22 protein-coding genes are annotated in these 25,516 nt (G+C 53.6%); 9 read left to right on the top strand and 13 right to left on the bottom strand.

The annotated features are described in order from the left end of the window. Positions 1-6: 6 nt before the first annotated feature. Genes xdhB through JIN85_RS02530 form a run of 7 tightly spaced genes read right to left on the bottom strand, consistent with a single transcriptional unit; the run spans position 7 to position 9,397 of the window. Positions 7-3,699: a xanthine dehydrogenase molybdopterin binding subunit gene (gene xdhB / locus JIN85_RS02560; protein WP_200267342.1), complete on the bottom strand. Its 3,693-nt coding sequence runs from the start codon at positions 3,697-3,699 to the stop codon at positions 7-9. Next, on the bottom strand, positions 3,696-4,937 hold the full coding sequence (locus tag JIN85_RS02555; RefSeq protein WP_200267341.1) for a M20 family metallo-hydrolase: 1,242 nt from the start codon (positions 4,935-4,937) through the stop codon (positions 3,696-3,698). The genes xdhB and JIN85_RS02555 overlap by 4 nt, the downstream gene beginning before the upstream one ends. Continuing rightward, positions 4,934-5,671 (bottom strand): (S)-ureidoglycine aminohydrolase, encoded by a 738-nt coding sequence (allE, locus tag JIN85_RS02550; protein WP_200267340.1) that lies wholly within the window; start codon positions 5,669-5,671, stop codon positions 4,934-4,936. The genes JIN85_RS02555 and allE overlap by 4 nt, the downstream gene beginning before the upstream one ends. Positions 5,672-5,674: 3 nt before the next feature. Next, positions 5,675-7,006, bottom strand: a complete 1,332-nt coding sequence (gene allB / locus JIN85_RS02545) for an allantoinase AllB (protein ID WP_200267339.1) — start codon at positions 7,004-7,006, stop codon at positions 5,675-5,677. Next, positions 7,003-8,223: a M20 family metallo-hydrolase gene (locus JIN85_RS02540; protein ID WP_200267338.1), complete on the bottom strand. Its 1,221-nt coding sequence runs from the start codon at positions 8,221-8,223 to the stop codon at positions 7,003-7,005. Before JIN85_RS02540 ends, allB begins: the two co-directional genes overlap by 4 nt. A 13-nt stretch (positions 8,224-8,236) precedes the next feature. Next, the gene (gene uraH / locus JIN85_RS02535; protein ID WP_200267336.1) at positions 8,237-8,566 is read right to left on the bottom strand and encodes a hydroxyisourate hydrolase; all 330 of its coding nucleotides are present in this window, start codon (positions 8,564-8,566) and stop codon (positions 8,237-8,239) included. 54 nt (positions 8,567-8,620) lie between these two features. Continuing rightward, the gene (locus JIN85_RS02530; RefSeq protein ID WP_200267334.1) at positions 8,621-9,397 is read right to left on the bottom strand and encodes a class I SAM-dependent methyltransferase; all 777 of its coding nucleotides are present in this window, start codon (positions 9,395-9,397) and stop codon (positions 8,621-8,623) included. A gap of 158 nt (positions 9,398-9,555) precedes the next feature. Between JIN85_RS02530 and JIN85_RS02525 the strand changes: the two genes are divergently transcribed. Then, the gene (locus tag JIN85_RS02525; protein WP_200267332.1) at positions 9,556-11,265 is read left to right on the top strand and encodes a DUF3500 domain-containing protein; all 1,710 of its coding nucleotides are present in this window, start codon (positions 9,556-9,558) and stop codon (positions 11,263-11,265) included. After that, positions 11,262-11,825, top strand: coding sequence for a hypothetical protein (locus JIN85_RS02520; RefSeq protein ID WP_200267330.1), 564 nt, complete (start codon positions 11,262-11,264; stop codon positions 11,823-11,825). The genes JIN85_RS02525 and JIN85_RS02520 overlap by 4 nt, the downstream gene beginning before the upstream one ends. A 4-nt stretch (positions 11,826-11,829) precedes the next feature. On the opposite strand, the gene JIN85_RS02515 is transcribed toward JIN85_RS02520, so the two are convergent. Continuing rightward, positions 11,830-13,254: a sulfatase family protein gene (locus JIN85_RS02515; protein ID WP_200267328.1), complete on the bottom strand. Its 1,425-nt coding sequence runs from the start codon at positions 13,252-13,254 to the stop codon at positions 11,830-11,832. Between the two features lie 171 nt (positions 13,255-13,425). On the opposite strand from JIN85_RS02515, the gene JIN85_RS02510 reads away from it, so the two are divergent. The 5 genes from JIN85_RS02510 (at position 13,426) to JIN85_RS02490 (ending at position 18,941) form a co-directional block, all read left to right on the top strand. Further along, on the top strand, positions 13,426-14,913 hold the full coding sequence (locus tag JIN85_RS02510) for a sulfatase family protein (protein ID WP_200267326.1): 1,488 nt from the start codon (positions 13,426-13,428) through the stop codon (positions 14,911-14,913). Positions 14,914-15,100: 187 nt separating this feature from the next. Further along, entirely contained in the window at positions 15,101-15,307 is a 207-nt protein-coding gene (locus tag JIN85_RS02505) for a hypothetical protein (RefSeq protein WP_200267324.1), read from the top strand. 97 nt (positions 15,308-15,404) lie between these two features. After that, positions 15,405-16,601, top strand: coding sequence for a tryptophan synthase subunit beta (trpB, locus tag JIN85_RS02500; protein ID WP_200267322.1), 1,197 nt, complete (start codon positions 15,405-15,407; stop codon positions 16,599-16,601). Between the two features lie 60 nt (positions 16,602-16,661). Next, on the top strand, positions 16,662-18,239 hold the full coding sequence (gene cimA, locus JIN85_RS02495) for a citramalate synthase (protein WP_200267320.1): 1,578 nt from the start codon (positions 16,662-16,664) through the stop codon (positions 18,237-18,239). Between the two features lie 45 nt (positions 18,240-18,284). Then, positions 18,285-18,941 carry a hypothetical protein gene (locus JIN85_RS02490; RefSeq protein ID WP_200267318.1) on the top strand — a complete coding sequence of 219 codons (657 nt, stop codon included), beginning with the start codon at positions 18,285-18,287 and terminating at the stop codon, positions 18,939-18,941. A gap of 50 nt (positions 18,942-18,991) precedes the next feature. On the opposite strand, the gene JIN85_RS02485 is transcribed toward JIN85_RS02490, so the two are convergent. The 5 genes from JIN85_RS02485 to JIN85_RS02465 form a co-directional block, all read right to left on the bottom strand. After that, entirely contained in the window at positions 18,992-19,666 is a 675-nt protein-coding gene (locus JIN85_RS02485) for a PEP-CTERM sorting domain-containing protein (protein ID WP_200267316.1), read from the bottom strand. A gap of 116 nt (positions 19,667-19,782) precedes the next feature. Further along, positions 19,783-21,096, bottom strand: a complete 1,314-nt coding sequence (locus JIN85_RS02480; protein WP_200267314.1) for a DUF1501 domain-containing protein — start codon at positions 21,094-21,096, stop codon at positions 19,783-19,785. 31 nt (positions 21,097-21,127) lie between these two features. Then, a complete protein-coding gene (locus tag JIN85_RS02475; protein WP_200267312.1) occupies positions 21,128-23,062 on the bottom strand; it encodes a DUF1549 domain-containing protein in 1,935 nt (644 codons plus the stop codon). A 47-nt stretch (positions 23,063-23,109) separates the two neighbouring features. Next, positions 23,110-23,475 (bottom strand): (deoxy)nucleoside triphosphate pyrophosphohydrolase, encoded by a 366-nt coding sequence (locus tag JIN85_RS02470; protein ID WP_234047205.1) that lies wholly within the window; start codon positions 23,473-23,475, stop codon positions 23,110-23,112. Between the two features lie 101 nt (positions 23,476-23,576). Beyond that, positions 23,577-23,846, bottom strand: a complete 270-nt coding sequence (locus JIN85_RS02465; RefSeq protein WP_200267308.1) for a hypothetical protein — start codon at positions 23,844-23,846, stop codon at positions 23,577-23,579. Positions 23,847-24,045: 199 nt separating this feature from the next. On the opposite strand from JIN85_RS02465, the gene tgt reads away from it, so the two are divergent. Both tgt and yajC read left to right on the top strand, forming a co-directional pair. Then, positions 24,046-25,188 carry a tRNA guanosine(34) transglycosylase Tgt gene (tgt, locus tag JIN85_RS02460; RefSeq protein ID WP_200267306.1) on the top strand — a complete coding sequence of 381 codons (1,143 nt, stop codon included), beginning with the start codon at positions 24,046-24,048 and terminating at the stop codon, positions 25,186-25,188. Further along, the gene (gene yajC, locus JIN85_RS02455) at positions 25,185-25,508 is read left to right on the top strand and encodes a preprotein translocase subunit YajC (RefSeq protein WP_200267304.1); all 324 of its coding nucleotides are present in this window, start codon (positions 25,185-25,187) and stop codon (positions 25,506-25,508) included. Before tgt ends, yajC begins: the two co-directional genes overlap by 4 nt. The last annotated feature ends 8 nt before the right edge of the window (positions 25,509-25,516 follow it).

Here is a 25,516-nt window from a genome sequence, read left to right as displayed (position 1 = left end):
CCGGTTTCAGAACCGAATGCAATCTCCGATCGCCATTCTCACCGCTTCTCCGGTCGCTGGAGATGGCAGGTAGAAATCACCGGTAACTCCAAACGCAGCCACGGCATCACGGATCGCCTCTCTAACAGAAATCGCCAACATAAATGGCGGCTCGCCGACCGCTTTGCTGCCGTGAATGGTCCCGGATTGAACCGCATCCGATAGCAAACTCACGCGAAAATCTGCCGGAGCATCACTGAAGGCGGGAATGGCATAAGTGCTCGCACTATGAGTGAGCAGCGAGCCTTTCTCATCCCACTTCAGCTCTTCCTGAGTCAGCCATCCCATCCCTTGCACAAATCCCCCTTCGATCTGCCCGCGATCCACGCCTGGGTTGAGAGAATCTCCCACATCATGGAGAATATCCACCCGCCGAACCTTGGTCATGCCGGTAAAGCCATCCACTTCCACCTCGGAAACTGCGGCACCCCAAGCATAGTAATAAAACGGTCTGCCCTTGCGAACATCCCAATCCCACTCCAACTCCGGAGTTCGATAAAATCCAGCAGCAGAAAGTTGCACCCGGCGATTGTAGGCAGCCCTCGCCAGTTCACCAAAACTCATCGCCTTGGCACCACAGGCCACTTCCCCAGCGGAGAACACCGCATTTGCAGCCTCTCCACCTAATAACTCCGAGGCGACGATTGAAAGACGATCACGCAATTGACGGCATGCATCTTCGACAGCCTTGCCATTCAAATCCGAGCCTGAGCTTGCAGCGGTTGCCGATGTGTTAGGCACCTTGTCTGTGCGCGTATTCATCAACCGAATCGCCTCCTTCGGCAATCCCAGCTCACGCATGACCACGCCCAGGATCTTGGTATGCAGCCCTTGTCCCATCTCGGTTCCACCATGGTTCACCTGCACCGACCCATCCTGATAAATCAAAACCAGCGCACCGGCTTGATTATAGGCTTTCAGGGTAAAGCTAATCCCGAATTTAACCGGAGTGATCGCCAAACCCCGCTTCAGCCATGGGTGCCCGGCATTCCAGCCTTCAACTTCATGTTGCCGATTTTCGAATTCTGACGATTTGAGCAGCTCCCGCCAAATGCGTTGAACTCGAACATCGCCCACGTCCGCGCCGTAATGGGTCGTGGAGGATTCACCTGCACCGTGATAGAAATTTTTTTCCCTGACCACCTCCGGCCTCAGGTCCAACCGGCGAGCGATCCGTCCTAAAATTTCTTCGATGACCAACATCCCCTGCGGTCCACCAAATCCCCGGAAAGCGGTGTGTGACACGACATTGGTTTTCACCACCTGTCCCACAAATTTCACATCCGGGATATGATAACAATTATCCAAATGGAACAGCGCCCGATCATTCACCGGTTGCGAAAGATCCAGAGACCAGCCGCCATCGGAGAATAATTTTACCTCCGCAGCCAACAATCTACCAGAATCATCGTAGCCAACGCGGAATTTGGCATGAAATGGATGCCGCTTGCCTGTAAAGCGCATGTCAACATCCCGATCCAGCTGAATCCTGACAGCTTGACCAGTCACCTGCGCCGCAAGTGCGCAAACGGATGCCCAGGCGTTGCCTTGAGTTTCCTTTCCACCAAATCCCCCACCCATCCGTAGAGACTCTACCACCACCTCATTCCGGGTTCGACCCATCACCTCCGCAACAATCGCCTGCACCTCTGACGGATGCTGGGTTGAACTCACCACATGGATGCCGCCTTCGGTGTCCACTTCTGCCCATGCCGAATGTGTTTCAAGGTAGAAATGTTCCTGACCACCGATCTCGAATTCACCATCGAGAATATGCGGCGAGTTCATCAGCGCCGTATTAACATCGCCTCGATCCAAAACATGCGGATCGGTATGATAAGACTCCGCCTCTATCGCAGTCTGGATTCCTAACAAGGGTTTGAGAACCTCGTAGACCACATGGATTTTTTCCGCAGCCAACCGGCACGACTCCAGATTTTCACCGACGACCACAGCAATCAGCTGACCTTCGTAAAAAACCTCGTCCTCCGCAAACAGTGGCTCATCATGGCGGGATGGACCCACATTATTCAATCCGGGTATGTCTTTCGCTAACAAAACCGTCCGAACTCCTGGCGTTGTCAACGCAGCCGATACATCCATTTCTAACAACTTCGCACGGGCATGTTTCGACAAGACCGGCCAAACCTCGAGCATCGGCCGTTTCAACGCCTGGTCGTGCGTGTAAACTGCGCGCCCAGTGACATGTCCTATCGCACTTTCGTGACGCAGAATCGGTGGCGGAATGTTCTCAGTCCTGGTGAAAGCCTGATATGCGTGATCCGATGGCGTGTTATCTCCACTGACGAAGACAAATTTTGCAAAAAGGCCAGAAATCAGAATGCGGCGGTATTCTGCAGAACCACGCACATCGCTTAAAGGCGTGAACTCGCTTTCCAATAGGTCGAAAAGCTCGCGGCTTGCATCGACCGGTTTTCCTAACAGAAATTGTTCTGCCATTTTAGCGCGCATCGGAGTGGCTGCCACCCCTCCAAATGCAAGCCTGACCTCACGGATCAATCCGGCTTCATCGGTGTCCATCCGAAACGCGGCGGAAACAATGCTGATGTCCATTTCCCGTCGTTTTGAGACTTTATGAAATTCGGATCTACCGGAAAGGCCACGTGGAATGACAACAGCCGACATCACCTCATCCGACTTCATCGCAGTGGATCGATAGGCGACAAAAAAGTCATCCAGTTTCAGCCTGCGCTCACCTGCTTTAGAAATCAGGATGATCTCCGCGTCCAGAGCTAACAGAACTGGAGCCGCATCGCTGATCGGTGAGGCGGTGACCAGGTTTCCGCCCAGTGTCGCCCGTTGCCGGATTTGCCGCGAAGCGAAGACAGACAACATTTGATCGAGTGCCGGGTATTCTCTGCGGATAGCATCACTCACTTCAACCAAAGTCGCTGCAGCGCCGATGACCCAGCAATCCTCTGTTCGTTCGATCTTTCTGAGAACAGCTACATTTTCCAAGCCAATGAGCCGCGGGTAACGAATGTGGCGCTTGTTGATAAGCACTGCCAATTCGGTGGCACCAGCAACCAAGGGTGCGTCCGGAAATTTGCCTTTCAGATGCAATAATTCTTCCAAGCTTTCCGGTCGTAAATATTCTCCGCCAGAAACAGTCGACTCGCCCCTCAAAGGCGCCCGATCACATTTTACCCCTGCAAATTCTACAGGGTGATCCTTTCCTGCCAGAGCTTCCGACATCGCATCACGGATGGCCCGATAGCCAGTGCAGCGGCATAAATTTCCACACAACCGATTTGCAATTTGCTCATCCGTTAGAGGTGAATCGCAATGATAGGCTTCCACCATCGAAGCAATCAAACCAGGTGTGCAATAGCCGCATTGCGAACCATAACAATCCACCATCGCCTGCTGCACTGGATGAAGCGTCCCACCTTGGTCGAGTCCTTCCGCAGTCCAAATTTCACGTCCTTCCAAGGAAGGAACCAGAGCCAAACAACTGTTGATGGACTTCGGTTTACCGTCCGAATCTAACAACACCACCGAGCACGCACCGCAATCTCCTTCCGCACAGCCACATTTCGCGCCAGACCAACCATGATTCCTCAGCAAACTGAGCAGATTCTCATTGGCGCCCACGGATGAAACATCCACTTCGCGGCCATTGATCCAGCAGGTTTTCATAGACTCAAACTTTTGAGTGTTTCCGCAAGAACTGCCACCCCTTTCCGGATCGCTTCCGGTGAGCTGTATTCATCCGGGCGGTGGCTGTAACCCTTGAAGCATGGAATAAAAATCATGGTTATCGGGGAGAGCCGCGCCATGAATAATGAGTCGTGATATGCCCTGCTGATCATTCTCTGCGTGCTGAAGCCAAGCTCCAAGCTCTTGGCTTCAACCAGTGAGACCAAGTTTGCGTCACAAACCGCAGGCTCGTCCGAATTGATCGTCTCCAATGAACATTCAATTCCACGCCGTGTGCAAATATCAGCACTTTGAGTTAAGATCATTTTCTCCGCACGCTCGCGAGCAGCCATATCGGTATCTCGCAAATCGACTTCCATCTTCACGGCAAATGGAATGCTATTGATCGCACCCGGTTTCACCTCGAAAACGCCAGTGGTGGCAACCGTGTCGGCACTTCCACTGGTGATGGCGGCTTTCTCAACGGCCAGAGCGATCTCCGCACCCGCAAGCAATGCGTCATGGCGATCCGGCATAAGGACCGCCCCCGCATGCCCGCCTGCGCCTGTTAGATGAAAACGAAATGCAGCTGGAGCAGCGATTTTCTCAACCACGCCGATATCGATCCCCCGTTCTTCCAATTTAGGACCTTGTTCAATGTGAAGTTCAACAAAAGAACTGAAGGCACCGCGATCTAACAAGACATCGCTCATTTCACTCACATGGCCTGCCCGCCCCCGCCAGTGATTCAATCCAAGTCCGTTTTCATCCTGCAATAATTCAGCACGCGCCAATGGCATGACCCCGGACATCATCCGACTGCCGAGACAGCCGACACCGAATCGCGTTGGCTCTTCCGCAGTGAACATGATGAGCACGATCGATCTTCGTGGCACATACCCGGATGCTTTCAGAGCACGGATCGCCTCCAAGCCACCGAGAACGCCAACCACTCCATCATACTTCCCCGCATTTGGAATCGCATCGAGATGGGAACCGGTTGCCACGGGTTCAAGATCCGGATCCTGCCCCAACCAGGTTGCGAATAGATTGCCAATCGCATCCTCATGCAGCGACAAGTCGGCGCTGAGGCATCGCTCTTTAAACCATGCTCTCGCCCTTAAGTCCGCATCTGAAAACAAAACTCTCGTCACTGCCGGGAGAGGATACTCCGAGATATTCCCAAGTTCCTCGATCTCTGAGGAAAGTCGATCCATCTCGATGCAATCCGCGATCATGGCAGGCGATTGATGTTTTTATAATACAAATAACTCGCCGGATAATCCCCCATAGCGACAAACCATTGCGGGCAATACGGTGCCATCCAAATTACATCTCCGGCTCGAACCGGATAGTAACATTCTTCCAGCCGATAGACCCCCTGGCCGGAAAGCATCAGCAATCCATGCTCCATGATGTGCGTTTCCACGAAGGGCAAGGTCGCGCCGGGCTGGTAGGTGAAGATATTCATCGCCAGATCAAATCGGGCATCGTCCGGCAATAGCACTTTTAACCGAGCCTTCTCATTTCCGAGAAAGGCTTGATCTGAAATCTCCGCGGAATTCCCGACGATTACGGGTGGTGGCTCAAGCCCGGGATGGCGCTCGAACCGTTTTCGAAACAAGGTAATCCGGGCGTTCTCGTCGCCCTTCAGCACGAAACAAGTTTCCGGAGGAAGGTAGATAAAATCTCCACCCCGCATCTCGCGTTGCCCGCCATCCCAAACCGCCTCTGCTGATCCGGTTTCCAAATAAATGGCATGTTCGTGAGCGTCTGAAGGGAACTTGGCCGTGCCGCCACCTTGATCAAACCGGATCAACATTTGAGTTACCGAAGAACCCATGGCAGGAGAGATCATGACATAACCGGTGGCTCCCTCCCAATCCGGGAAAATGCTCGGGACGTGACCATCCTCAGCAATCAAGGCATGCCTTGCAGCTACTACGGTTCTCGTTGTTCCAAAAAGCTCCATCTTTCACCCTCCGTGATCTGGTTTCAGAAAACGCCCGCGGGATGCATCCGTAACTTTCTCACCCCGCTGCCATGTTGAGCAAATTCTCCATTCACGCGACTGGCCGGTGTAAATGCTCATCGCATGACGATAAAGCAGATCACGTTCCCGAATTTCATCCGGACTGCGCTCCAACAGAAAAAAGTCCGCATCAGCTCCGATTCGAAGGCCACCTTTCGAGCGCGGCAGCCCAAACCGGCGCGCGACGTTCCATGAAAACATGCGGGCCAAATCCTGAAGGCCAATTTTACCTCTCAGAGCCTCATTGCACAGCAATTCAAATCCATGCTGGCAGCCCGAGATGCCACCCCACATGGCAAATACATCCTCGCCTTGTTTTAGGTCCAACGATGCAGGCGAGTGATCCGACCCTATGGTATCGACCCATCCCTGCCTCAGCGCTTTCCACATTCCCAACACCGCATCACGACCTCGCAGAGGCGGTGCGCATTTAGCAGCCGGACCGATCACGCATGCAGCCTCGTCATCCACCAGCAGATAGTGGGGGCAGGTTTCCGCCGTTACGCGGACACCTGCCTCTTTCGCCTCAGTGATCAATTTCAAACCCTTCGAGTGACTGACATGGACCACATGTAAATCCGCACCCGTTTCAGCGGCCAGCTCCAATGCCATCTGTATCGCGGCAAGCTCAGCTTCCACTGGCCTAGACTCCAGCCAATCCCGCATCGATCCGGGACGCTTGGATGGGTTAGCAAGGTGATGCCGCGCGATCCATGCGTCATCCTCGGCATGGACAGCCACCGGCAAATCTAACAATACCGCAAGTTCCATCCCTCGCTGCAAGGTCTTGGCATCCGCTGAACTAAATTCATCAAGGCCGCTTCCACATAAAAATGCTTTGAATCCGATGACTCCCGCAGCAGCCATCTCATCCATATTTGCAATCGAGTCCGGTGTGAGTCCGCCCCAGATTGCGAAATCGACCAGCGATTTGTCCTCCGCCAATCGGCGTTTTTCTTCAACCGCGGCCGCATTCAGCACAGGTGGCGACGAATTCAGCGGCATGTCAAAAAAACAGGTTCCACCTCCCGCCGCCAGGGATCTCGACCCTGTTTCAAACCCCTCCCAATTCGTTCTCCCTGGTTCGTTGAAATGGACATGCGCATCCATCACGCCGGGCATTACGATTTTCCCCGTAGCATCCATTTCGCGACTGGCCTTTCCGGACAAATCTTGATCCATCGCGACGATCTTGCCGTCCAAGATCCCCAGGTCCGTCACTCCTCCGTTAGGTGGCGTCGCCTGCCGAACAATCAAATCGAAGTCCATTTTCATGGTTTCCAGCGCTTCAAAAACTCCACCAGAATATCAATACCAGCTGCAATATCGTCAGGCTCTGCATACTCGTCCGGATGATGGCTCAAGCCACCTTGGCAACGCACAAAAATCATCCCAATCGGCATCACAGTGGATAAAATAACCCCATCGTGACCTGCGCCGCTCGGCAGCATTCCATGAGCGCCTGTTACCGATTCAAGACTCGCCAACAAGATTTTGGTTAGATCGGGATCGCAATCGACCGCGCCATTTTGCTGAACGATTTCCCAACCGAAATCAAGATCACGCCGGTTGGCGATCGCATCGAATGCATTGCGCAACTCGCCAAGGTGATGTTCCAATGCTTCGTCATCCGGATGTCTTAAATCCACTGTGAATTCAGCAACCTGGGGAATCGCGTTGCTCGCCCCCGGATGCACTTGAATCTGGCCTACCGTCCCCACCAAGGGAGAATGCTCGCGCGCCATGGTCTCCAAGGCTAGCACGCACTCAGCGGCACCAGTCAATGCATCACGCCGCAGATCCATCGGAGTGGTCCCGGCATGATCCGCCTGCCCGGCCATGACCACACGCAGCCGGACCTGGCCGCATATTCCGCTCACGATGCAGGCCGCCTCATCCGCATCCTCCAGCACCCGGCCTTGCTCAATGTGGAGCTCAACATAACCGTCACTACTAGATTCATCGTAAAAAATCGTTTCCGCATCATCCAGCCAACCCTCGTTCTCCAGCACCTCTGACAGACTGAGACCATCCATGTCACGCTGTTCCAGCTGCCAGGATTCAAGCTCACCGATTACCCCCCGACTGCCCAGATAGGTCGACTGGAATCGCACGCCTTCTTCGTCAGAAAACCCGAGAACATGCACAGGAAAAGGCAGCACGACGTTCTCATCGCGCAGCACTTCCAGAGCCGCCAATGCTCCGATCACGCCCAGCGCGCCATCGTACTTTCCGGCATCAATCACTGTATCCAAGTGCGAGCCTAACAAAAGCGGTTTGGCATCCGCGCTACCGCCGAGAATCCCGCGGACCGTGCCACCGACATCATGACACACTTCCATCCCCAGGCCCTCCATCCATTCCATGACCAATTCTGCGGCTTCACGATTGGCTGGGGATAGAAAGGTCCGAACCAATCCTTCCGGAGCATCGGAAACCGTTGCCAACAACTCAATCCGCTCCAACGCTCGTTGTAAGATTTCCTGTTTCATATTCTAACATCTATCAGCTCCCCCGGTAGGTGCTGTATGACCAGGGGGAACAAAGCAATGGCACATGATAATTCAACCCATCCGCCATCTCAAACCGAATGGGAATTTCGTCGAGAAACGGACTTTCGATCCCCTGAGCCTCAAAATATTCCCGGACTGAAAAGATCAGTTCGTAGATTCCAGCGAGCCGATCATCCGCTTCAACAAGCGCAGTGTCGCATCGCCCGTCCGCATTCGTACGGATTTCCTTCAAAAGGCTCCCGGCATGGAAAAGCCGAATCCGCATACCGCGCGCGGGAATCCCGGAAACGGTATCTAGAACGTGCGTCGTCAGCTTTCCCATTCCTGAATCATCCAACAAAAAGCGTCGGCATCCAGAATAAAGCGCGAAAGCCCGTCATGGCTTTTTGCAAAGCATCGACAGACGTTGCCACGTCCACCGGATCGGGCCGTCATCATCGATGAGCTTCATCGTCGAGCGCACTTGCGGGCTCGCTGTTGCGATCAATTCCCGCACCTTCGCCCGATTTTCTTCGGGAGTAGCGGCAGCTTTGAAATACCACTCGAGGTCCGGTTGGTTCATCGGCAGCAGTTCTGCGTGGATGACATCAAACCCGGCATCGGTCGCCAGATCGGTCCATTCCCGTCGATCCAAAAGTCGGCCGTGGGATGGATCACGCAGTTTTTCGACCTGATGCAGCCACGCCGCCGTCTCCGGATCACCATCGGCCAGACTGCCGTCGATCACCATGAAATAGCCGCCGGATTTCAGCACGCGAAACGCTTCCCTCACAAAACTAGCGACATCGCTGAAATGATGTGGAGCGACCCGGCATGAAACGAGATCAAAGCTCGCGTCCGGAAATGGAAACCGCTCTGCTGGAAACAGGGCGGACTCCACCTCAAAGCCTTCTTCCTTCAAAAGATTCACTGCATTGGCAATCATCGCGGGCGCAAGATCACCAAGCACGACCTCATAGCCCGCTTTTGCCAGAGCAAGCCCGGCGTGACCGCCACCCGTCGCAACATCCAAAGCCCGTCCTTTAGGCTCGGAAATGAGTGCCAGCAGCTCGCGGACATCCCGCGTGTCCTCCAAAATATGACCCCGCCCATAGTTTCCCGCCTGACGATCAAATTGCGCGGCGGACCGTTCCTGTTGCGAATCGAGTGACATGGTGAAGGCAAGCACAAGCGGCCTCCGCCCCCAAGCCCCCAGATGAATTTCCGCAAAAAAACATTCTGCTCGATTTCACCCAACCAGAAAGGCGTGACTTAATCATGACTTAATGCGAAAGAAGTTATACGTCGATTGCTGGAGAAACCCCGTATCCTATGAAAACTCTGCTTTTTACCCTACTGCTTAGCGCTCCTGTCTATGCCGATACCGAGGCAGTTGTGGAAGCCGCCAACGATTTCATGGCGTTGCTTTCCACTTCTCAGAAAACCGTATCATCCTCGCAATCCAACAGCACTTGTCTATTCAGTGCCACCATCGGAAACGTCACGACTTGGTCAAACGTCCCTGTTTCAGCATCCACTCGCAACGGACTCCAATTCTCAGGACTAACCACCGAGCAATACAATGCAGCACTGGCCGTCGTGGAAACCGCGCTCAGTGACCAAGGTGTCACCCTATTCGATGAAATCCGGCTGGCAGACAAATACATCAGCGGTGAAGTGACCAACTCAAAAGGCACGACCAACAGCATGTGGGGGTTTTATAAATACTATATCGCCTTCATCGGCACTCCCTCCACCACCACGCCATGGACGTTGCAAATTGGTGGACACCACCTCGCCTATAATCTGACCTACAATGGGACTTACGTCAGCGGAACTCCGATGTTCTCAGGAACGGAACCCAACAGTTTCACCATCAGCGGCACGACCTACAGTCCACTCGGCACGCCAAGGGAAATTCTGGAATCCCTTCGTCCCACTCTGACCACGAGCGCAAAGCTAAGCGGCACTTTCAGCGATGTGGTATTCGGCCCCAATGGAACCGGAAATCACGATACCGTGCAGCCAAAATCCTATCCAACTTCCGACCGCGGCCAGCTGTATTCCTCTCTGACCACCGCCCAACAGGAGCTCGTTCTGGAATATATCAATTTTTGGATCAACAAACCAGATGCCTCCATCTCGGATGTGATGGCGGCGAACTACACCAGCCCCGAAGCTCTTGCAGACACCTACATCGGATATGGAGGAAGTTCTACCACGCTTGGATCAAGCGGCAGCTATTTCCGGGTGGATGGCCCACGGCTATGGATCGAATATGTCGTCCAAGGAGGAGTCTATGATCAAAGTGGCATCCATGATCACTCGGTGGTTCGTGATAAACTCGCGGACTACGGAGCCGCCTACGGCTCGACAACCGTAGCGACCACCCTACTTCCTCCGGAAATTACCTCCCAGCCCGCGAGTGCTGAAATCGCTGAGGGTGACACCCTGACATTAACTGTAGCGGCCACCGGCACGCCCTCTGAGTTCAGCTATCAATGGTATCTGGATGACACCGCAATTACCGACGCAACCGATGCAACGTATGAGGTGACATCGGCCACGACCAACGACGCAGGCGAATATAAAGTCACAGTGACCAGCACGGCTGGAAAAACGACCAGTGACGTCGCCACGATCGTTGTAACCGAGGCATCCACCGAGCCTTTTGAGACGTTTCTCGAAGAAAATAATCTGTCTGACGCAGAGGATGATAGCGATGGAGACGGCATCAGTGCACTTCTGGAATGGTTTTTCGGGGGTGACCCTGCTACTCCCGATTCAGAGATCCTTCCGACAGCTAGCTATGATTCCAGCACCTCGACCTTGTCATTTTCATTCCTGATCCCGGCGGACACTGGCAGTGTTACGTGGGATCCTCAGACCAGCACGAATCTAACCGATTGGATTTCGTTAGAAGAAAATGATCAAATCTCCATCGAGCTCAGCGATGAGTCGGATGACTACCAGTCTGCCGTGATCTCGATCACTGACTCTACCCCACCGCTGTTTTTCAGAATTGTCGTAACGGCACCATGAAATCACTCATTGTCATCGCGATTTCGCTGTTCGTCTGCGTGGCTCTACAAGCACATCCTGCCCCGCATTCCGAACTGCTACTCCGACCCTCCGATGCAGCCATTTCGGCATCCCTGATCCTGCCCTTATCGGAGCTGGAGCTGGCTCTTAAAAAGCCGCTCCCCGCCAAGGAAAAGGCATTTCCGCTGTTGCGAAAATATCTAGCAGAACGGATTCATCCTGAATCTCCAGACGGGAAAAAGTGGACGGTGGAAATCGGTGACCTTGAACTCAAACCGGATACCCGCCCCATTGAATCCGATTCAGACCCGTCCAATCCCCATGAACATGTGTTGTCACATCCACGAATGGTCATTGCGGCGGCCCTTAAATTCATACCTCCACCAGGCGAGCTGATTTCAAAATTCAATTTGGAATATACCGTAATCCATCACGAAGTCATGTCCCACAGGACCTACGTTCTCCTCGCAGCACCGGAGGGTAAGGAAGGAAGCAAGGTGGTGGAACTGATCCGCTCATTCAATACTACGGTGAGCATCGATTTGACAGACAGCCCGTGAACCATCAATCACCGGCTGGCCCACGGTTTTTGGCTTCCTTCTCTGTTTCCATCCCCTTATCCCCCTGTTGGTCCATCCATTGATCCAGTTCCTTCTGGAGCCGCTCTTTGATCTCTGCCATCTCGGGTTGTTCCGCCAGGTTTTTGGTTTCATACGGATCTTCCTGAAGATCGTATAACTCGGCTCCCGGTCGATGAAACAGCCAATCGACCCTCGCCGCCAATGCATCGTCATGCTGCTTCTCCGCGTTCTTTTTCCATGAAATCAGCGGTTGCGATTTATGGAGACCACCGATGCTGAATGTCAGCTCAGGAGCCAGGTTGCGGATCAGCTTATATCGTTGATCCCGCACCGCACGCATCGGGTATGGCCCAATGGCGCCGAACATCCGAATGGTAGTATGTTGTGAAAAGATATAGTCGCGGAGCTGGTCATCTCCACCTTCCAGAATCGAGAGAAAGCTACGGCCATCGAATCCGGTATTCCCCTTGGCATCGGGGCATTTGACATCAACTTTCGTGGGATCAATGCCAGCAGCCTCAAGAAATGTCGGAGCGACATCCACATATTGCATCAAGGCCTTGCTGTTACTTCCGGGTTTGATTTTGCCGGGCCAGCGTGCCAGCGCCGAAGCATGGATTCCATTGTCGTAGAGACTCCATTTTCCGCCGTATGGAAAACTGCTGCCTTGCTCGCTAACAAACAACACCAGTGTGTTTTCAGCCTGTTGGGTTTCCTCCAACAACTTCAGCAGATTCCCCACCTGCGAATCAAATTTTCCGACTTCGCCATAGTATTTCGCGAGCAACTTGCGGGTCACCGGATTATCATGAAGATAAGGCGGAATCTTGATTTTATCGGGATCGGCGGGCGTTCCGCGAGTCCACGGGCTGTGCGGATCATTCGATGCATAAACCAAAAACCACGGCTGTTTGGCATCCCGGCTCAGGAACGAGCGAGTGACCGAAAGGTCATCCGCCCCTTCGATGTGCTGGTAGGGAAATGACGCAACCGGCCCGACATGCTCTTTATTTTGCAACGCAACCCGGTAGCCAGCATCCTTCAATTCTGAAAACAAACTACGAGTCCCATCGTAGAGCCGGGTGTGATTTGGATAAGCACCGCTGCGGATTGGATACAGTCCCGTGTAAAGTGCGTGGCGCGTCGGCGAGCACGTGGATGCGGGATCGAACATTCCTTCCAACAGCATCGACTCGGTGCGCAGCTTATCCAGATTGGGAGTTTTCACATCCTGATTCCCTTCAAAGCCGAGATCACGCCAGCAGAGATCATCAGCAACGATGATCAGAAAATTCGGCCGCGATTCCTCAGTTTTTTCCTCAGCGGCACAGGCGGTCTGAAAAAAGGAAACCGATCCGAAAATCACCATCCATCCGGCCAAGATCCAGTTGCGTTTATTTCGTTTCATCAGTCAAAAGGGCTACGAGCCTACCATTGTATGTTAGATCCCCTCCAAACGTTCCCCTTGTCGCCGCTTTTTCGTCACAATTTGTAATCGCCCTATTCGGCGATCATCGATTGAAATGAGTAGAACGAGCTTCAAACCCATCGTTTTCACCACTCCTTCTCCGCTCCATCCATGAAACCCAAGCCCCTTGTCTGTTTTCTCATTTTCCTTGGTCTCGCTCAACTGACGACGGCAAAATCCGAAACTCCGAACATCGTCTACATCCTCGCGGATGACCTTGGATACGGAGATGTCCATTGCCTCAATCCGGACGGCAAAATCGCGACACCCCATATCGATCAGCTTGCGGCTGAAGGGATGCGTTTCACGGATGCGCATAGCAGCTCATCCGTTTGCACTCCCAGCCGCTACAGCATTCTAACAGGTCGCTACAACTGGAGAACGCACTTGCAAAGCGGTGTCCCCGGCGGTTTTGCAAAACCATTGATCGCGCCGGATCGCATGACCGTGGCGACCCTGCTGAAGAATCACGGCTATGATACCGCCTGCTTCGGCAAGTGGCATTTGGGTATGACTTTGCCTAGTCGCGATCATTTGAATGAGAAGATCCTCGATACCCCATCAAGCCGTGGTTTTGACGAGTTCTTTGGAATTGCAGCGTCACTCGACATGCCGCCCTACAGCTTCATCGATGGCGATCATTTCTCACCGGCCATCGATACTGAAAAGTCCTTGTTCATGGACCGCGTTGGACCAGCGGCGAAAGATTTTGAGGCGATCGAGGTATTGCCGATGCTGACCCAAAAAGCAGACGAATACATCCGCAAGCATGCGAAATCCGATAAACCATTTTTTCTCTACCTTCCTCTGACCGCGCCGCACACGCCGCTGGTTCCCAGTAAGGAATGGCAGGTCAAAAGCGGTCTCGGTCCTTATGGGGATTTCGTGATGCAAACCGATGCTACGATCGGCACCGTACTTGCTGCTTTGGATGAAACCGGCATTGCCGAGCAAACACTGGTGATCGTCACCAGTGACAACGGTTGTGCGCCCATGGCTGGAGTGAAAGCCTTGGAGGAGCAAGGTCATCATCCCAGTGCTCAATTTCGGGGTCTCAAGTCCGACATCTGGGAAGGCGGCCACCGTTTGCCGTTTGTGGTGAGATGGCCTGGCAAAGTGGCAGCTGGAAGCACCAACCCGGCTCTCATTTGCCTCGGCGATTTCATGGCCACTTGCGCCGACCTGTTAGAAGTCAAACTTCCCGACAATGCCGCCGAGGACAGCATCAGCATTCTGCCACTTCTTCTGGGTAAAACGGGTGAAGCCCCTCGCCGATCCATCGTTCATCATTCGAACAATGGCAGTTTCGCCATTCGCGAAGGTTCATGGAAATTGGAACTCTGCCCCGGCAGTGGCGGCTGGGGAAATCCAACCGATCAAGCTGCCATGAAACGTGGCCTGCCTGCGGTGCAGCTTTACGATCTGAGCAAGGACATCTCCGAAACCACCAATGTTGAGGCCGAACATCCGGAAGTCGTCACCCATTTGAGAGCCCTGCTGGAACAACAAATCGCCGACGGCCGCAGCACACCCGGCGATAAACAGCAAAATGATGCGCCGATCGTGGTTGAGAAATTCAGCGGGCAGTCTGGCAAATGACGGCACCCTTTCTGAAGGCCCCCCTTCTGAATCCATTAATTCGAATGCTAGCAGCAATCATTCATCATCGAAGATCCGCAATTCTCAGAATGCACTTTGAGAGATCGCTTCAACATTGACTCGCGACGACATGCGAGTAGTTCTCATCAGAACTCACGAAAGCAACAGAATCTAGCCATCTGCCGCCATGCCTCGTAAAACGAAATCATTTCTTCAAGGTGGCCTCGGCTGCTTGCTATTTTTCTTTATTTTAGCCGGACTTGCTCTGGCTTTAGGCGGAAGAGTACGGGCAGACCTACCAGGGGTTCTGGCGCTGTTTGTGATAGGAGGACTGCTTGGGCTGCTCGCAAACTGGTTTTATCAAAAGGGCAAAAAAGATCAAAATCCGGATTAACGGATTCCTTGCTCGGATCGGATCAGTTGCCGCTTCCATCCGCGAAAACGCAACTCGCCCTTGAATCATAGCGAATCACGAGGAATGATCGCTGCAGATGCCTTCCGCGCTTCCTAACATGCCTGATGCCACCGGCCATTTCGGCCAATTCGGTGGTATGTTCGTGCCCGAAACCTTGATGACCCCGTTGCAGGAACTTTCCCGCGCATACGAGGAAGCCAAGGCTGATCCGGCGTTTCATGAGGAACTCAACGATCTCCTCACCCATTACGTGGGCCGCCCCACGCCACTTTATTTTGCGGAGCGATGGACGAGAGAGCTGGGTGGCGCAAAAATTTACCTGAAGCGTGAGGACCTGCTCCACACCGGGGCGCACAAGATCAACAATGCGATCGGCCAGATTCTTCTCGCCAAACGGCTCGGCAAAACCCGCATCATTGCGGAAACCGGCGCCGGTCAACACGGCGTTGCCACCGCGACCGTTTGCGCACGCTTCGGCATGGAATGCGTGGTTTACATGGGCTCGGTCGATATGGAACGCCAGGCGCTGAATGTTGCGCGCATGCGTTTGATGGGCGCTGAAGTCCGTGCCGTCACGGCAGGTCAGGCGACACTCAAGGAAGCGGTGAACGAAGCGATGCGCGACTGGGTAGCCACCGTGGAAACCACCCACTACATTCTCGGCTCCGCCTTGGGCTCCCATCCTTTCCCGATGATCGTCCGCGATTTCCATCGGGTGATCGGGCTCGAAGCGCGTCAGCAGATTCTGGAAAAAGAAGGCCGCCTGCCTGATTTATTGGTCGCCTGTGTCGGTGGCGGTTCCAACGCGATCGGGCTTTTCCATCCATTTTTGCAGGACACGGACGTCCGCATGGTGGGCGTGGAAGCCGGTGGTCACGGAATTTTACCGGAGCAACACGCTGCCCGATTCCAAGGCGGCAAGCTCGGCGTTTTACAAGGAACCAAGACTTGGTTGCTGGCGGATGACGACGGTCAAATCCAGCTCACGCACTCGATTTCCGCAGGTTTGGACTACGCAGCAGTGGGACCGGAGCATGCCTACCTTCAAAACGCCGGACGTGTGGAATACACCTACGCGACCGACGATGAAGCGCTGGCCGCATTCAAGCAACTTGCTTATTGCGAAGGCATTATCCCAGCTCTTGAGAGTTCTCACGCGATGGCCTATGTCGCGAAAATCGCGGGTAGTTTGCCGAAAGACTCGATCATCATCGCGAATTTATCGGGTCGGGGCGACAAGGATGTCGAACAAGCGGCGAAGCATCTGCTTTAAGCCGCTTCAGAACAAACTTGCCCAACTTACTAACACTCATTACGCTCCGCCCCCCAAGCGATGAGCGACAAACCCGTTTTCCTATACGATACGACCCTGCGTGATGGCACGCAGGGCGAAGGCTTCCAACTTTCCGGCCTCGACAAGCTGCGAATTGCGATTCGGTTGGATGAATTCGGCGTGGATTATATTGAAGGCGGCTGGCCGGGATCGAACCCGAAGGACGTCGAGTTTTTTCAGGAAGCGAAGAAGCTTGAGCTGAAGCACGCGAAGCTCGCCGCATTTGGATCGACCCGCCGTGCCAACACCGCGGTGGAAGACGATCCACAAGTGGCACTGCTTCTCGCCGCGGAAACCCCGGTGGTCACGATTTTCGGCAAAAGCTGGGAGTTGCAGGTCACCGAGGTTTTGCGCACCACCATTGAGGAAAATCAGGCGATGATTCGCGATACCGTGGCCCATTTGGTTCAAAATGGCCGCGAGGTGATCTATGATGCAGAGCATTTTTTCGATGGCTACAAGGACGGCCCCGAACATGCGCTCAGCACCCTGATCGCCGCTGCCGAAGGGGGGGCCTCCTGCCTGGTCCTCTGCGATACCAATGGCGGCACACTCCCTTCCGAGATTGAGAAAATCTGTTCAGTCGTCAAAGCCCGCATTCCTGACACGCCATTCGGCATCCACACCCACAATGACTGCGAACTCGGGGTCGCCAACGCGATCGCTGCGGTCCGCGCGGGAGCCAAGCAAGTCCAGGGAACCATCAATGGTTACGGCGAGCGAACAGGAAACTGCAACCTAACTTCCGTAATCCCGATTCTGCAATTGAAGCTCGGGCTCGACGTGGTTCCTCAGCTTGAGAACCTGCGCGATCTTTCCTATTTCGTAGACGACATCTCGAACAATCCACACTTTGCGCGCGCCGCATTCATCGGTCGCACCGCCTTCGCGCACAAAGGCGGCATGCACGTCAACGCGGTGCAAAAGCTGGCCCGCAGCTACGAGCACATCGTCCCGGAAAGTGTCGGCAATTCGCAAAACATTCTCGTTTCCGAGCTCAGCGGCCAATCGAACATCCTCATCAAGGCGGAGCAGCTCGGCATTCCATTGGAAAAAGGATCATCCGAAGCAAGCGCCGTCCTGCGCCGGGTGAAAGAGCTGGAACACGATGGCTACTCCTTCGAAAGCGCGTCCGGCTCGCTGGAATTGCTGATTCTGAAAGAGCTTGAACGTTACACCAAGCCATTCACTCTCAACGAATACCACACCAGCTTCCGACAATATCGCGACGGCCACCCGCCGGTTTGTGAAGCAACCGTGAAACTCGAAGTCAATGGCACCCCTGAGCTTACAGTCGCAGAAGGAAAAGGCGTCCTGAACGCTCTGGATCTGGCATTACGGAAAGCACTACTGCCCTTCTACCCACAAATCGCCAACGTATCGCTGCTCGATTACAAAGTCCGGATTCTGGAAGGGCGCGACGCGACGGCATCGATCACCCGCGTTTTGATTGTTTCCACCGATGGAGAAAAAACATGGAGCACCATTGGTGTTTCCGACAACATCATCGAAGCCAGTTGGCTGGCTCTAACCGATGGGATTGATCTTTTTCTCCAAGGGGTAACCCGATTGGAGTAACACCCAAACGTGCAAGCCACCAATCCCTACGCTCCCCCGGAACTCATGGAAGATCCGGTGGAGTCTCCGCACGATTGGTATATTGATGGACTCAATATTCTGGTTAGAAATCATGCGGCCTTGCCCAAGGTGAATCTCGATACCGGTGATGATGACGCTGAATTGATCGAAGTTCCGATGCGACTTTTTGGCGGTATGCCGTTTTGGGCGCAGCTGATTTATTTCACATTACTACCCTTGATCTTCGCACCAAGAATAGGACTGAGCCTATTTGTAGAAATCGCCCTCATGGTTCTTTTACCTTTATCGCTGATCCTTCTGCGTCGATTATTCCCAAAATCACCGAGGGAACCAAAGTCTATCAATATTCGGCTTTATCGGGATAAAACTGCGGTTCTTCGCGATCGTAGACGCATCAGGATTGCGATCGGGATGTTTGTAGTTGGGATAGCGACTTTCTTTTTAGGTATCGGATTAGGAATATCTCAAGCCAACATCCGGCTTGAAACCTTATCGATTATTCTCCTCACTGGCATATTCATCATGTTTGCAGCTGTAGTGATTCTTTGGGGAATTCAGGGTCGGCTGTGTCTAAGATATGGCCTAGGCATTCCTTCAGGCTGGGCTCGCTTGAAAAATGTTCACCCGGATGGATTCGCCAAAATGTTGGATTTGGAAAGGCAGCGCGCTTCAACTCCATAAAAAAAGCCAGCCGGGTTAAACCCGACTGGCCTGGAAGAATTCTTAGAAAATCAGTTGCGACGGCGGAAGCCAAGGAAGCCCAGGGCTCCTAAGCTCAACAACAGCGCGGAAGTCGGTTCTGGAACCGCTTCCAAGCGGGCTTCTCCAATCTGGAAAAGAGGGCTTCCATCCGATTGACGAACCGTTGGGAAAACCAAGAGGTAGGTGGTGTAGGCCGTATCGTTCGCGAAGGTTGGTTGGCTCGCAGATGCGGTGTTGCGGCCCGGATCGGTCTCAAGACCAGTCGACATGTCGAGGACGATCGGAGTGAAATCAGCCAGGTCAAAGGTATCATCGGGTGTGGAAGAAGCCGTCACGGAGTTGCTTCCATAGAGAGAGAAAGTCAACGGATCACGCTCTGGAGCATCGCCCCCGGTGGACAGGAACAAACTCGTTACGATGTAGGACGAGTAAGTGGGAGTTACAATGTATCCGGTATTACGCGAGTTAAAGTTCAGATACTTGGTTTCTGGATTGCCATCTATCGCCATTGCTGGGGATTCGCCAGCTGGATAATAGTTACCCAGAAATCCGCTTTGGGCGGTAGCAATGGTAAAGATTCCAGTGCCAGAATCCAAGGTACCAGCGCCGATGGTGTCGGTAGGTTCAGTGATCGTGATGGCCGCATGACTGGACACCAATCCAGCCGCCATCAACGCAAGTATTGCGAGTGGTTTTTTCAGCATTTGTCTGTTTGTTCGGGAGCTAGTGGATAGAAATGAATCGCTTACCAGCAACGCACTTCACGCACACAAATGTAATATCAGCAACTCATCCGCCATGAAAACTAAAAAATCTTAACTTAACTAAAAAGCTCGGTCACAGGTTTGCCCTGATTTTTATCAGCACCAGCCATTTTAAAGGGCCGTTTGCTTGGGGAATAGAGCACGAGATCATAAGGCAGCCCGAGGGCATAGCCGATGGTGGTGTTCAAATCCTGCACTGAAACCAGCCCCTCTTTGACTTTGTTGGCTCCGGCATCGGTCAAGCCATGGGTCATTCCTCCTTTCACTCCGCCCCCTGCGAGAACGCATGAAAATGCAGCCGGATGATGGTCCCGCCCATTGTTATGCTCCGCATTCAACTCGGGTGTCCGACCGAACTCAGTCGCGACGACGACCAAAGTGTCTTGAAGTTTCCCGCAAGCCGCGAGATCCGTGATGAGCGCCGCATAGGCTTGGTCAAATTCTTTGCACCGCCCTTCGACCCCGGCAAAATTGTCATAATGGGTGTCCCACCCTCCAAGCGCGACTTCCACAAAACGAACATCGTTCTGCACCAGACGGCGCGCCAGCAAGCACCCTTGGGCAAAACGGCCGGAACCGTAAAGTTTGCGAGTTTGCTCTGATTCCTGAGATAGATCGAAAGCTTTCAGATCCTTGGAATTCATCAGATTGATCGCATCCCGATACAGCTCCTCATATGCCTTCACGTCGGCGTTGGGGTAGCGGTTGTGAAACTGCCGATTCATCTTGTCGGCCAAGGCCAAGCGACGGGAAAAATCGTCCTGCCCGACCTCTTTTGCCAATTTCGAATCCTTTAGGCCCTGATTCGGATCACCCACGGGCGCTGCCGCAAACTTTGCACCAAAAAATCCGCCGCCGACCCGCTTCCCGGCGGTATTGATCGCCACAAACGGAGGCAAGTCAGGATGGAGCGGTCCACCCAAACGCTGAACCCATGCGCCGAGTGAAGGATGCTGGATGGTGTTGAGCAAATTGTAACTGGTATGCATCACATACGAACCCTGCTCGTGAGCGCCCTGTGTCGAATTCATGGAATTGATGACGCACAGCTTGTCCATCACCTTCGCCGTATTTGGCAAATAATGCCCCACCATGATGCCGTCGACATTGGTTGGAATGGCTTCCGTTTTTCCCATGATGGCCTTGTTTTTAGGCTTTGGATCAAAGGTATCAACATGGCTCATCCCGCCATCCATGTAGAGATAGATGACGTGTTTGGCCCTGGCCTTGGCAGCGATCTCTTTCGCCGGAGCGGCGGATGCGATACTGCCGCCGAGCATGGGAAACAAATGCACGCCTAAATAAGTTCGAGCGGCATTCGACATGAATTGGCGGCGGGTTAGCTCGTCAGCTCGATTGAATGGGTTCATGGGAAAGTGGATTGGGGTTTTAGAGAGGATTCTATTGGAGGAATAGGAATTCAGAAGACATCACCAAGGCTGCGACGATGTTGTGATATCCGTTTTCACCGCGGGTTTTCACTTCATCCATCATCCAGCCCATCTCCTCTTGAGAGGGTGGTCGACTCAGGATGGTGATGTATAATCGCCGAATTTTATCCTGATCCGTCTTCGCATCTTTCAGGCTTTGATAAAGGTGAGCATTCGGATTATTGACCAACTTATCCTGAACAAATCCATTCATCAGAGACAACACCTGACCAATATTCGGCTCGCGGGTATCGGCATCGACAATTTCGCGATTGGATTGGCCAAAGGTGGATAAAAAGTGATCGGGTGGCGCGGGCGAAGGCAGCTCGGAAGCGCGCACCATTGCATCTTTATCATACAATTCGCCACCGGACATCATCGACATCATGGCATTACCGCCTGCGTTGCCGTCCCCCGGATTGCCTTCTTCGATCAGGCTCACCAGGTGATTGTAATACTCTGTCACCTCCTTCTTCGATTTGAGGGCGAGAACTTCCTTGGACAGTTGTGTCATCGTTTTCTGACCAACCAGAACCGGCTTGCCGTCGATCTTGATCCGGTCATCGAAACCACGGCGAGGTTTCCGATCCGGATCTCCATCGGAAAGGGTGATCAAGGAGTCCCAGATCTGTTCGGCGGAAAGGCGCTCAATTTTACGACCGTGGAAATCATCGCCGCCAGCGACAACTGACGGATTCGGATTGGTGGCGAACTGGAATGTGCGTGTCAGCAGCAGGACATGTTGAAATGCCCGCAAATCATAGCCCATTTCGACCATCAGGTTCGAAACCAGCGTCACCAATTCAGGATAATGGCTGTCTTCAGTGGGAATGTAACTGTCGACTGGTTCGTAAATCCCCTTCCCCATGACCCGGCGCCACATGCGATTGGCAATCACGACCGAAAATTGATCTCCGGTTTTGGCTGTCACCCACTCGGCCAGCATTTTGCGGGCATCGTCCCGGGGCCGTTTTTCCGAAACACGAACCTGCCGACCAAACGGCGTGCGGGCACCGACAAGCTCCCCCGGCATGGCTCCGCGATATTGATAATCCTCCGGTAGATGGATATTGCCAGTGCCGCCACCACCTAAAGACAGCCCGTAGACTTTGTTATACATCAGCTGGGCGATGCTGAATTTCCGGGTCGCGTATTCCTTGCCCTTGTTCAGTTCATCATAAAGCTCCTGCATGTAATCGCGCCTTAGCGGCTCCTGACCATTCGTGAACGCCGCCAATTCATAAAAATCCAGTCGCTCGGTCTGGTTTCCGAATGGATCGTCGTGGCACTGCGCGCACTCCATGCGTGATCCCAGAAAGACCCGCATGCTATTGGCCACGTTATCGAGCGGCATGCCACGATCGGCCGTGTAGTAGCCGACGGCTGCCGTTTCCGGATCCCAGCCATCACCTGCCGAAGCAAGCAGTTGATGCGTCATTTCATTCCACGGCATATCGTTGTCGATCGCCGTCCTTACCCAGTTCCGGTAGGGTTCGAAATCAATGGGTTTTCCCTCGACCCGGTCCCGCACCCGAAGCAGGTCAAAGGCCCAGTTCGTCATGTGACTGGAATAGCCTGGTGATGCCAGAAGATAGGAAATGAGCTGCTCCCGTTTATCCGGATCTTCAATTTCCAGAAATGCCAGTGCCTCTTCAGCACTAGGAATGCGGCCGATCGAAACCAAAAATGCGCGCCGCAAAAAGGTCGCATCATCGGTCACCTCCGGCACCGAAAGCCCCTGCTTCTTGTAAAACGACGCAATGTGCTGATCGATTTTAAGAGCGGCCTTCTTCAGGTAAGCCGGATCATCTTGCGGTCGGGTCGTCTGTGCTCCGGCGGGCAACACGCTGATGAGCAGCGCTGTCACCCCGGAGCCGAAAATTGGCAGGAGAGAAAGAATCTTCATGGGTTTGGAGACTACTTCAAACTAGAGACTCCATTTTCCCAAGTCAATCAGCTGTTTCGAGTTATGAATTCATTCACAATCGGCCGATCGGCCGGCGCCCATTCCAGATCTGCCAGCTCGGTCCAGGCACACCAACGGATTTCATCGTGTTCAATCGGCACGAGAGTCCCACCGGAGATTCTGCACAAGAAGGGAGAAAGCCGGATTCGCGTCGTATCACCTTCCCAGACTACCGGCTCAAGAGGCTCACCCACTTTCACATCCACCGCCAGCTCCTCCATCAATTCCCGCCGCAACGCCTGTTCCGGCGCTTCTCCGATTTCAATTTTTCCGCCGGGAAACTCCCAAAAACCACCCATGGAGCGGCCCGGCGCTCGACGACACGCCAGCACCCTCCCGTCCGCATCCAGCATTAACCCGCAAACGACTTCCAGCATCTCTGAATGATAAAAATAAAAAAGCCGCCGGTAGAAAAATTCCCCGGACGGCTGACTGAAGACTCAAAAAACTCGAATCAAGCGATCGCAGTTTCTTCCTTCTTATCGCCTTTCTTGCACTTGTCGCAATCAGCAAGGGCAGTTTCTTCCTTCTTATCGCCCTTCTTGCACTTGTCGCATTCGGCGAGCGCGGTTTCTTCCTTCTTGTCACCCTTCTTGCACTTGTCGCAATCGGTGAGGGTCACAGTTTCCTTTTTCTTTTCGCCATCCTTGCATTTTTCGCACTCAGCGTGTGCGAAGGAAGCGGTCATGGAAGCGACGAAAAGCATGCTGAACAGATATTTCATGGTTTTTGGTGATTAGGGGTTCGATGGGTTGGTTTCGTGGAAATCCGACTTCGGATGATGAAACTACGCGATCATAAGAAAGTCGTCAGGAAAATTTATTCGTTTTTTCCGCTAAAAATCGCTTTCCGGTGCGCAGGTTGCCGCTGGAACCCCCTTTTCACTTGGCCTGGAGGCTCTTCTGCCGTATCCACCCCGTCCCTTGTCATTCACCGTTCTAGCCGCTGATCCCGCATCCTCCGCTCGCCGAGGCGAGCTCGTGCTGCCTCATGGCAAGGTCGAGACCCCGATTTTCATGCCGGTTGGCACTCAAGGATCGGTCAAAACCTTGCACCCAACAGAGCTGGATCTGCTCGGGGCACAGATCATTCTCGGTAATACCTACCACCTCTGGCTCCGCCCGGGGCACGAATTGATCAAGGAACTTGGTGGCTTGCATGATTTCACCACCTGGCAGAAACCGATTCTCACCGATTCCGGCGGATTTCAGGTCTGGTCACTATCCAAACTTCGTAAGATCACGGAGGAGGGCGTTCATTTCCAAAACCACCTGGATGGTTCAAAAATGCTGCTCACCCCTGAACTGAGCATGGAAATCCAGGCAGCACTTGGATCGGACATTGCGATGTTGTTCGACGAATGCCCGCCCTATCCGTGCGATGAAGCCTACGCCGCCAAGTCTCTGGCATTGACCACTCGTTGGGCCAGACGTTGCAAGGACTGGATAACAGCCAACGAGCCACGCTCCGGCACCGGACGCCAGCATCACTTCGGCATCGTTCAAGGCTCCATCTATGCCAACCTGCGCGAGCAATCAGCCCGCGAATTGGTGGAAATGGACTTCGACGGCTACGCAGTCGGCGGGGTTTCCGTCGGCGAACCCGAAGAAGAAATGTTCCGCGCGATCGACAACGCCGTGCCATTTTTGCCGCAGAACAAGCCGCGCTATGCCATGGGACTTGGCACCCCACCGCAAATTCTGGAAATGATCGGTCGAGGCGTCGACATGTTCGATTGCGTCATGCCAACCCGGATTGCCCGCCACGGCATGGCCGTCACGCTGGACGGGCCGATCAACATCAAAAACCTGATTCACGCCAAAGATCCGCGGCCGATTTGCGAAAGCGCGCATCCACACGTCGCCGGATTTTCACGCGCTTACCTGCGCCATCTTTTCCGCGCCGGGGAAATCCTAGGGTTGCGCTTGCTTTCCTTTCATAATCTGCATTTCTACCTCCGCCTTGTCAGTGAGGCGCGTGAGGCCATTTCCGCCGGAAATTTCCTCGATTTCAAAAAGAATTTCATCGATCGCTACACCCGTAATTCGCAATCCACCACGCCATGAGTCCACTTTCCGCTGTTTCCGTCCTAGCCGCCAATACCACACCCAATCCATTCACGAGTCAGGCGCCCATGTTCATCGGCCTGATCGTCATCATGTATTTCCTCATGATTCGGCCACAACAGAAGCAGCGGAAGGAACAAGCAGCTCGCATTGCAGCGCTTCAAAATGGTGATCGCGTCGTCACCACGGCTGGTCTCCACGGCATCGTTCACCACGTCAAAGAGCACACAGTGATGGTGAAAGTCGCGGAAGGAACGATTCTCGAATTCGACAAACCCGCCATCGCAAACGTTGCCAAGAAAGATACCGCCGGGAAGTAATCCAGGTT

This window comes from Luteolibacter pohnpeiensis (assembly GCF_016595435.1).
In the GTDB taxonomy this organism is placed as follows: domain Bacteria; phylum Verrucomicrobiota; class Verrucomicrobiia; order Verrucomicrobiales; family Akkermansiaceae; genus Luteolibacter; species Luteolibacter pohnpeiensis.
The sequence above is the reverse complement of the archived record's forward strand: the minus strand, read 5'-3'. Positions and strand labels throughout refer to the sequence as shown.

What these genes read in the sequence shown, in the direction of transcription:
- xdhB (WP_200267342.1), bottom strand. Translation starts at nt 3,699, where the DNA reads ATGAAAACCTGCTGGATCAATGGCCGCGAAGTGGATGTTTCATCCGTG.
- JIN85_RS02555 (WP_200267341.1), bottom strand. Translation starts at nt 4,937, where the DNA reads ATGATCGCGGATTGCATCGAGATGGATCGACTTTCCTCAGAGATCGAG.
- allE (WP_200267340.1), bottom strand. Translation starts at nt 5,671, where the DNA reads ATGGAGCTTTTTGGAACAACGAGAACCGTAGTAGCTGCAAGGCATGCC.
- allB (WP_200267339.1), bottom strand. Translation starts at nt 7,006, where the DNA reads ATGAAAATGGACTTCGATTTGATTGTTCGGCAGGCGACGCCACCTAAC.
- JIN85_RS02540 (WP_200267338.1), bottom strand. Translation starts at nt 8,223, where the DNA reads ATGAAACAGGAAATCTTACAACGAGCGTTGGAGCGGATTGAGTTGTTG.
- uraH (WP_200267336.1), bottom strand. Translation starts at nt 8,566, where the DNA reads ATGGGAAAGCTGACGACGCACGTTCTAGATACCGTTTCCGGGATTCCC.
- JIN85_RS02530 (WP_200267334.1), bottom strand. Translation starts at nt 9,397, where the DNA reads ATGTCACTCGATTCGCAACAGGAACGGTCCGCCGCGCAATTTGATCGT.
- JIN85_RS02525 (WP_200267332.1), top strand. Translation starts at nt 9,556, where the DNA reads ATGAAAACTCTGCTTTTTACCCTACTGCTTAGCGCTCCTGTCTATGCC.
- JIN85_RS02520 (WP_200267330.1), top strand. Translation starts at nt 11,262, where the DNA reads ATGAAATCACTCATTGTCATCGCGATTTCGCTGTTCGTCTGCGTGGCT.
- JIN85_RS02515 (WP_200267328.1), bottom strand. Translation starts at nt 13,254, where the DNA reads ATGAAACGAAATAAACGCAACTGGATCTTGGCCGGATGGATGGTGATT.
- JIN85_RS02510 (WP_200267326.1), top strand. Translation starts at nt 13,426, where the DNA reads ATGAAACCCAAGCCCCTTGTCTGTTTTCTCATTTTCCTTGGTCTCGCT.
- JIN85_RS02505 (WP_200267324.1), top strand. Translation starts at nt 15,101, where the DNA reads ATGCCTCGTAAAACGAAATCATTTCTTCAAGGTGGCCTCGGCTGCTTG.
- trpB (WP_200267322.1), top strand. Translation starts at nt 15,405, where the DNA reads ATGCCTTCCGCGCTTCCTAACATGCCTGATGCCACCGGCCATTTCGGC.
- cimA (WP_200267320.1), top strand. Translation starts at nt 16,662, where the DNA reads ATGAGCGACAAACCCGTTTTCCTATACGATACGACCCTGCGTGATGGC.
- JIN85_RS02490 (WP_200267318.1), top strand. Translation starts at nt 18,285, where the DNA reads ATGGAAGATCCGGTGGAGTCTCCGCACGATTGGTATATTGATGGACTC.
- JIN85_RS02485 (WP_200267316.1), bottom strand. Translation starts at nt 19,666, where the DNA reads ATGCTGAAAAAACCACTCGCAATACTTGCGTTGATGGCGGCTGGATTG.
- JIN85_RS02480 (WP_200267314.1), bottom strand. Translation starts at nt 21,096, where the DNA reads ATGAACCCATTCAATCGAGCTGACGAGCTAACCCGCCGCCAATTCATG.
- JIN85_RS02475 (WP_200267312.1), bottom strand. Translation starts at nt 23,062, where the DNA reads ATGAAGATTCTTTCTCTCCTGCCAATTTTCGGCTCCGGGGTGACAGCG.
- JIN85_RS02470 (WP_234047205.1), bottom strand. Translation starts at nt 23,475, where the DNA reads ATGCTGGATGCGGACGGGAGGGTGCTGGCGTGTCGTCGAGCGCCGGGC.
- JIN85_RS02465 (WP_200267308.1), bottom strand. Translation starts at nt 23,846, where the DNA reads ATGAAATATCTGTTCAGCATGCTTTTCGTCGCTTCCATGACCGCTTCC.
- yajC (WP_200267304.1), top strand. Translation starts at nt 25,185, where the DNA reads ATGAGTCCACTTTCCGCTGTTTCCGTCCTAGCCGCCAATACCACACCC.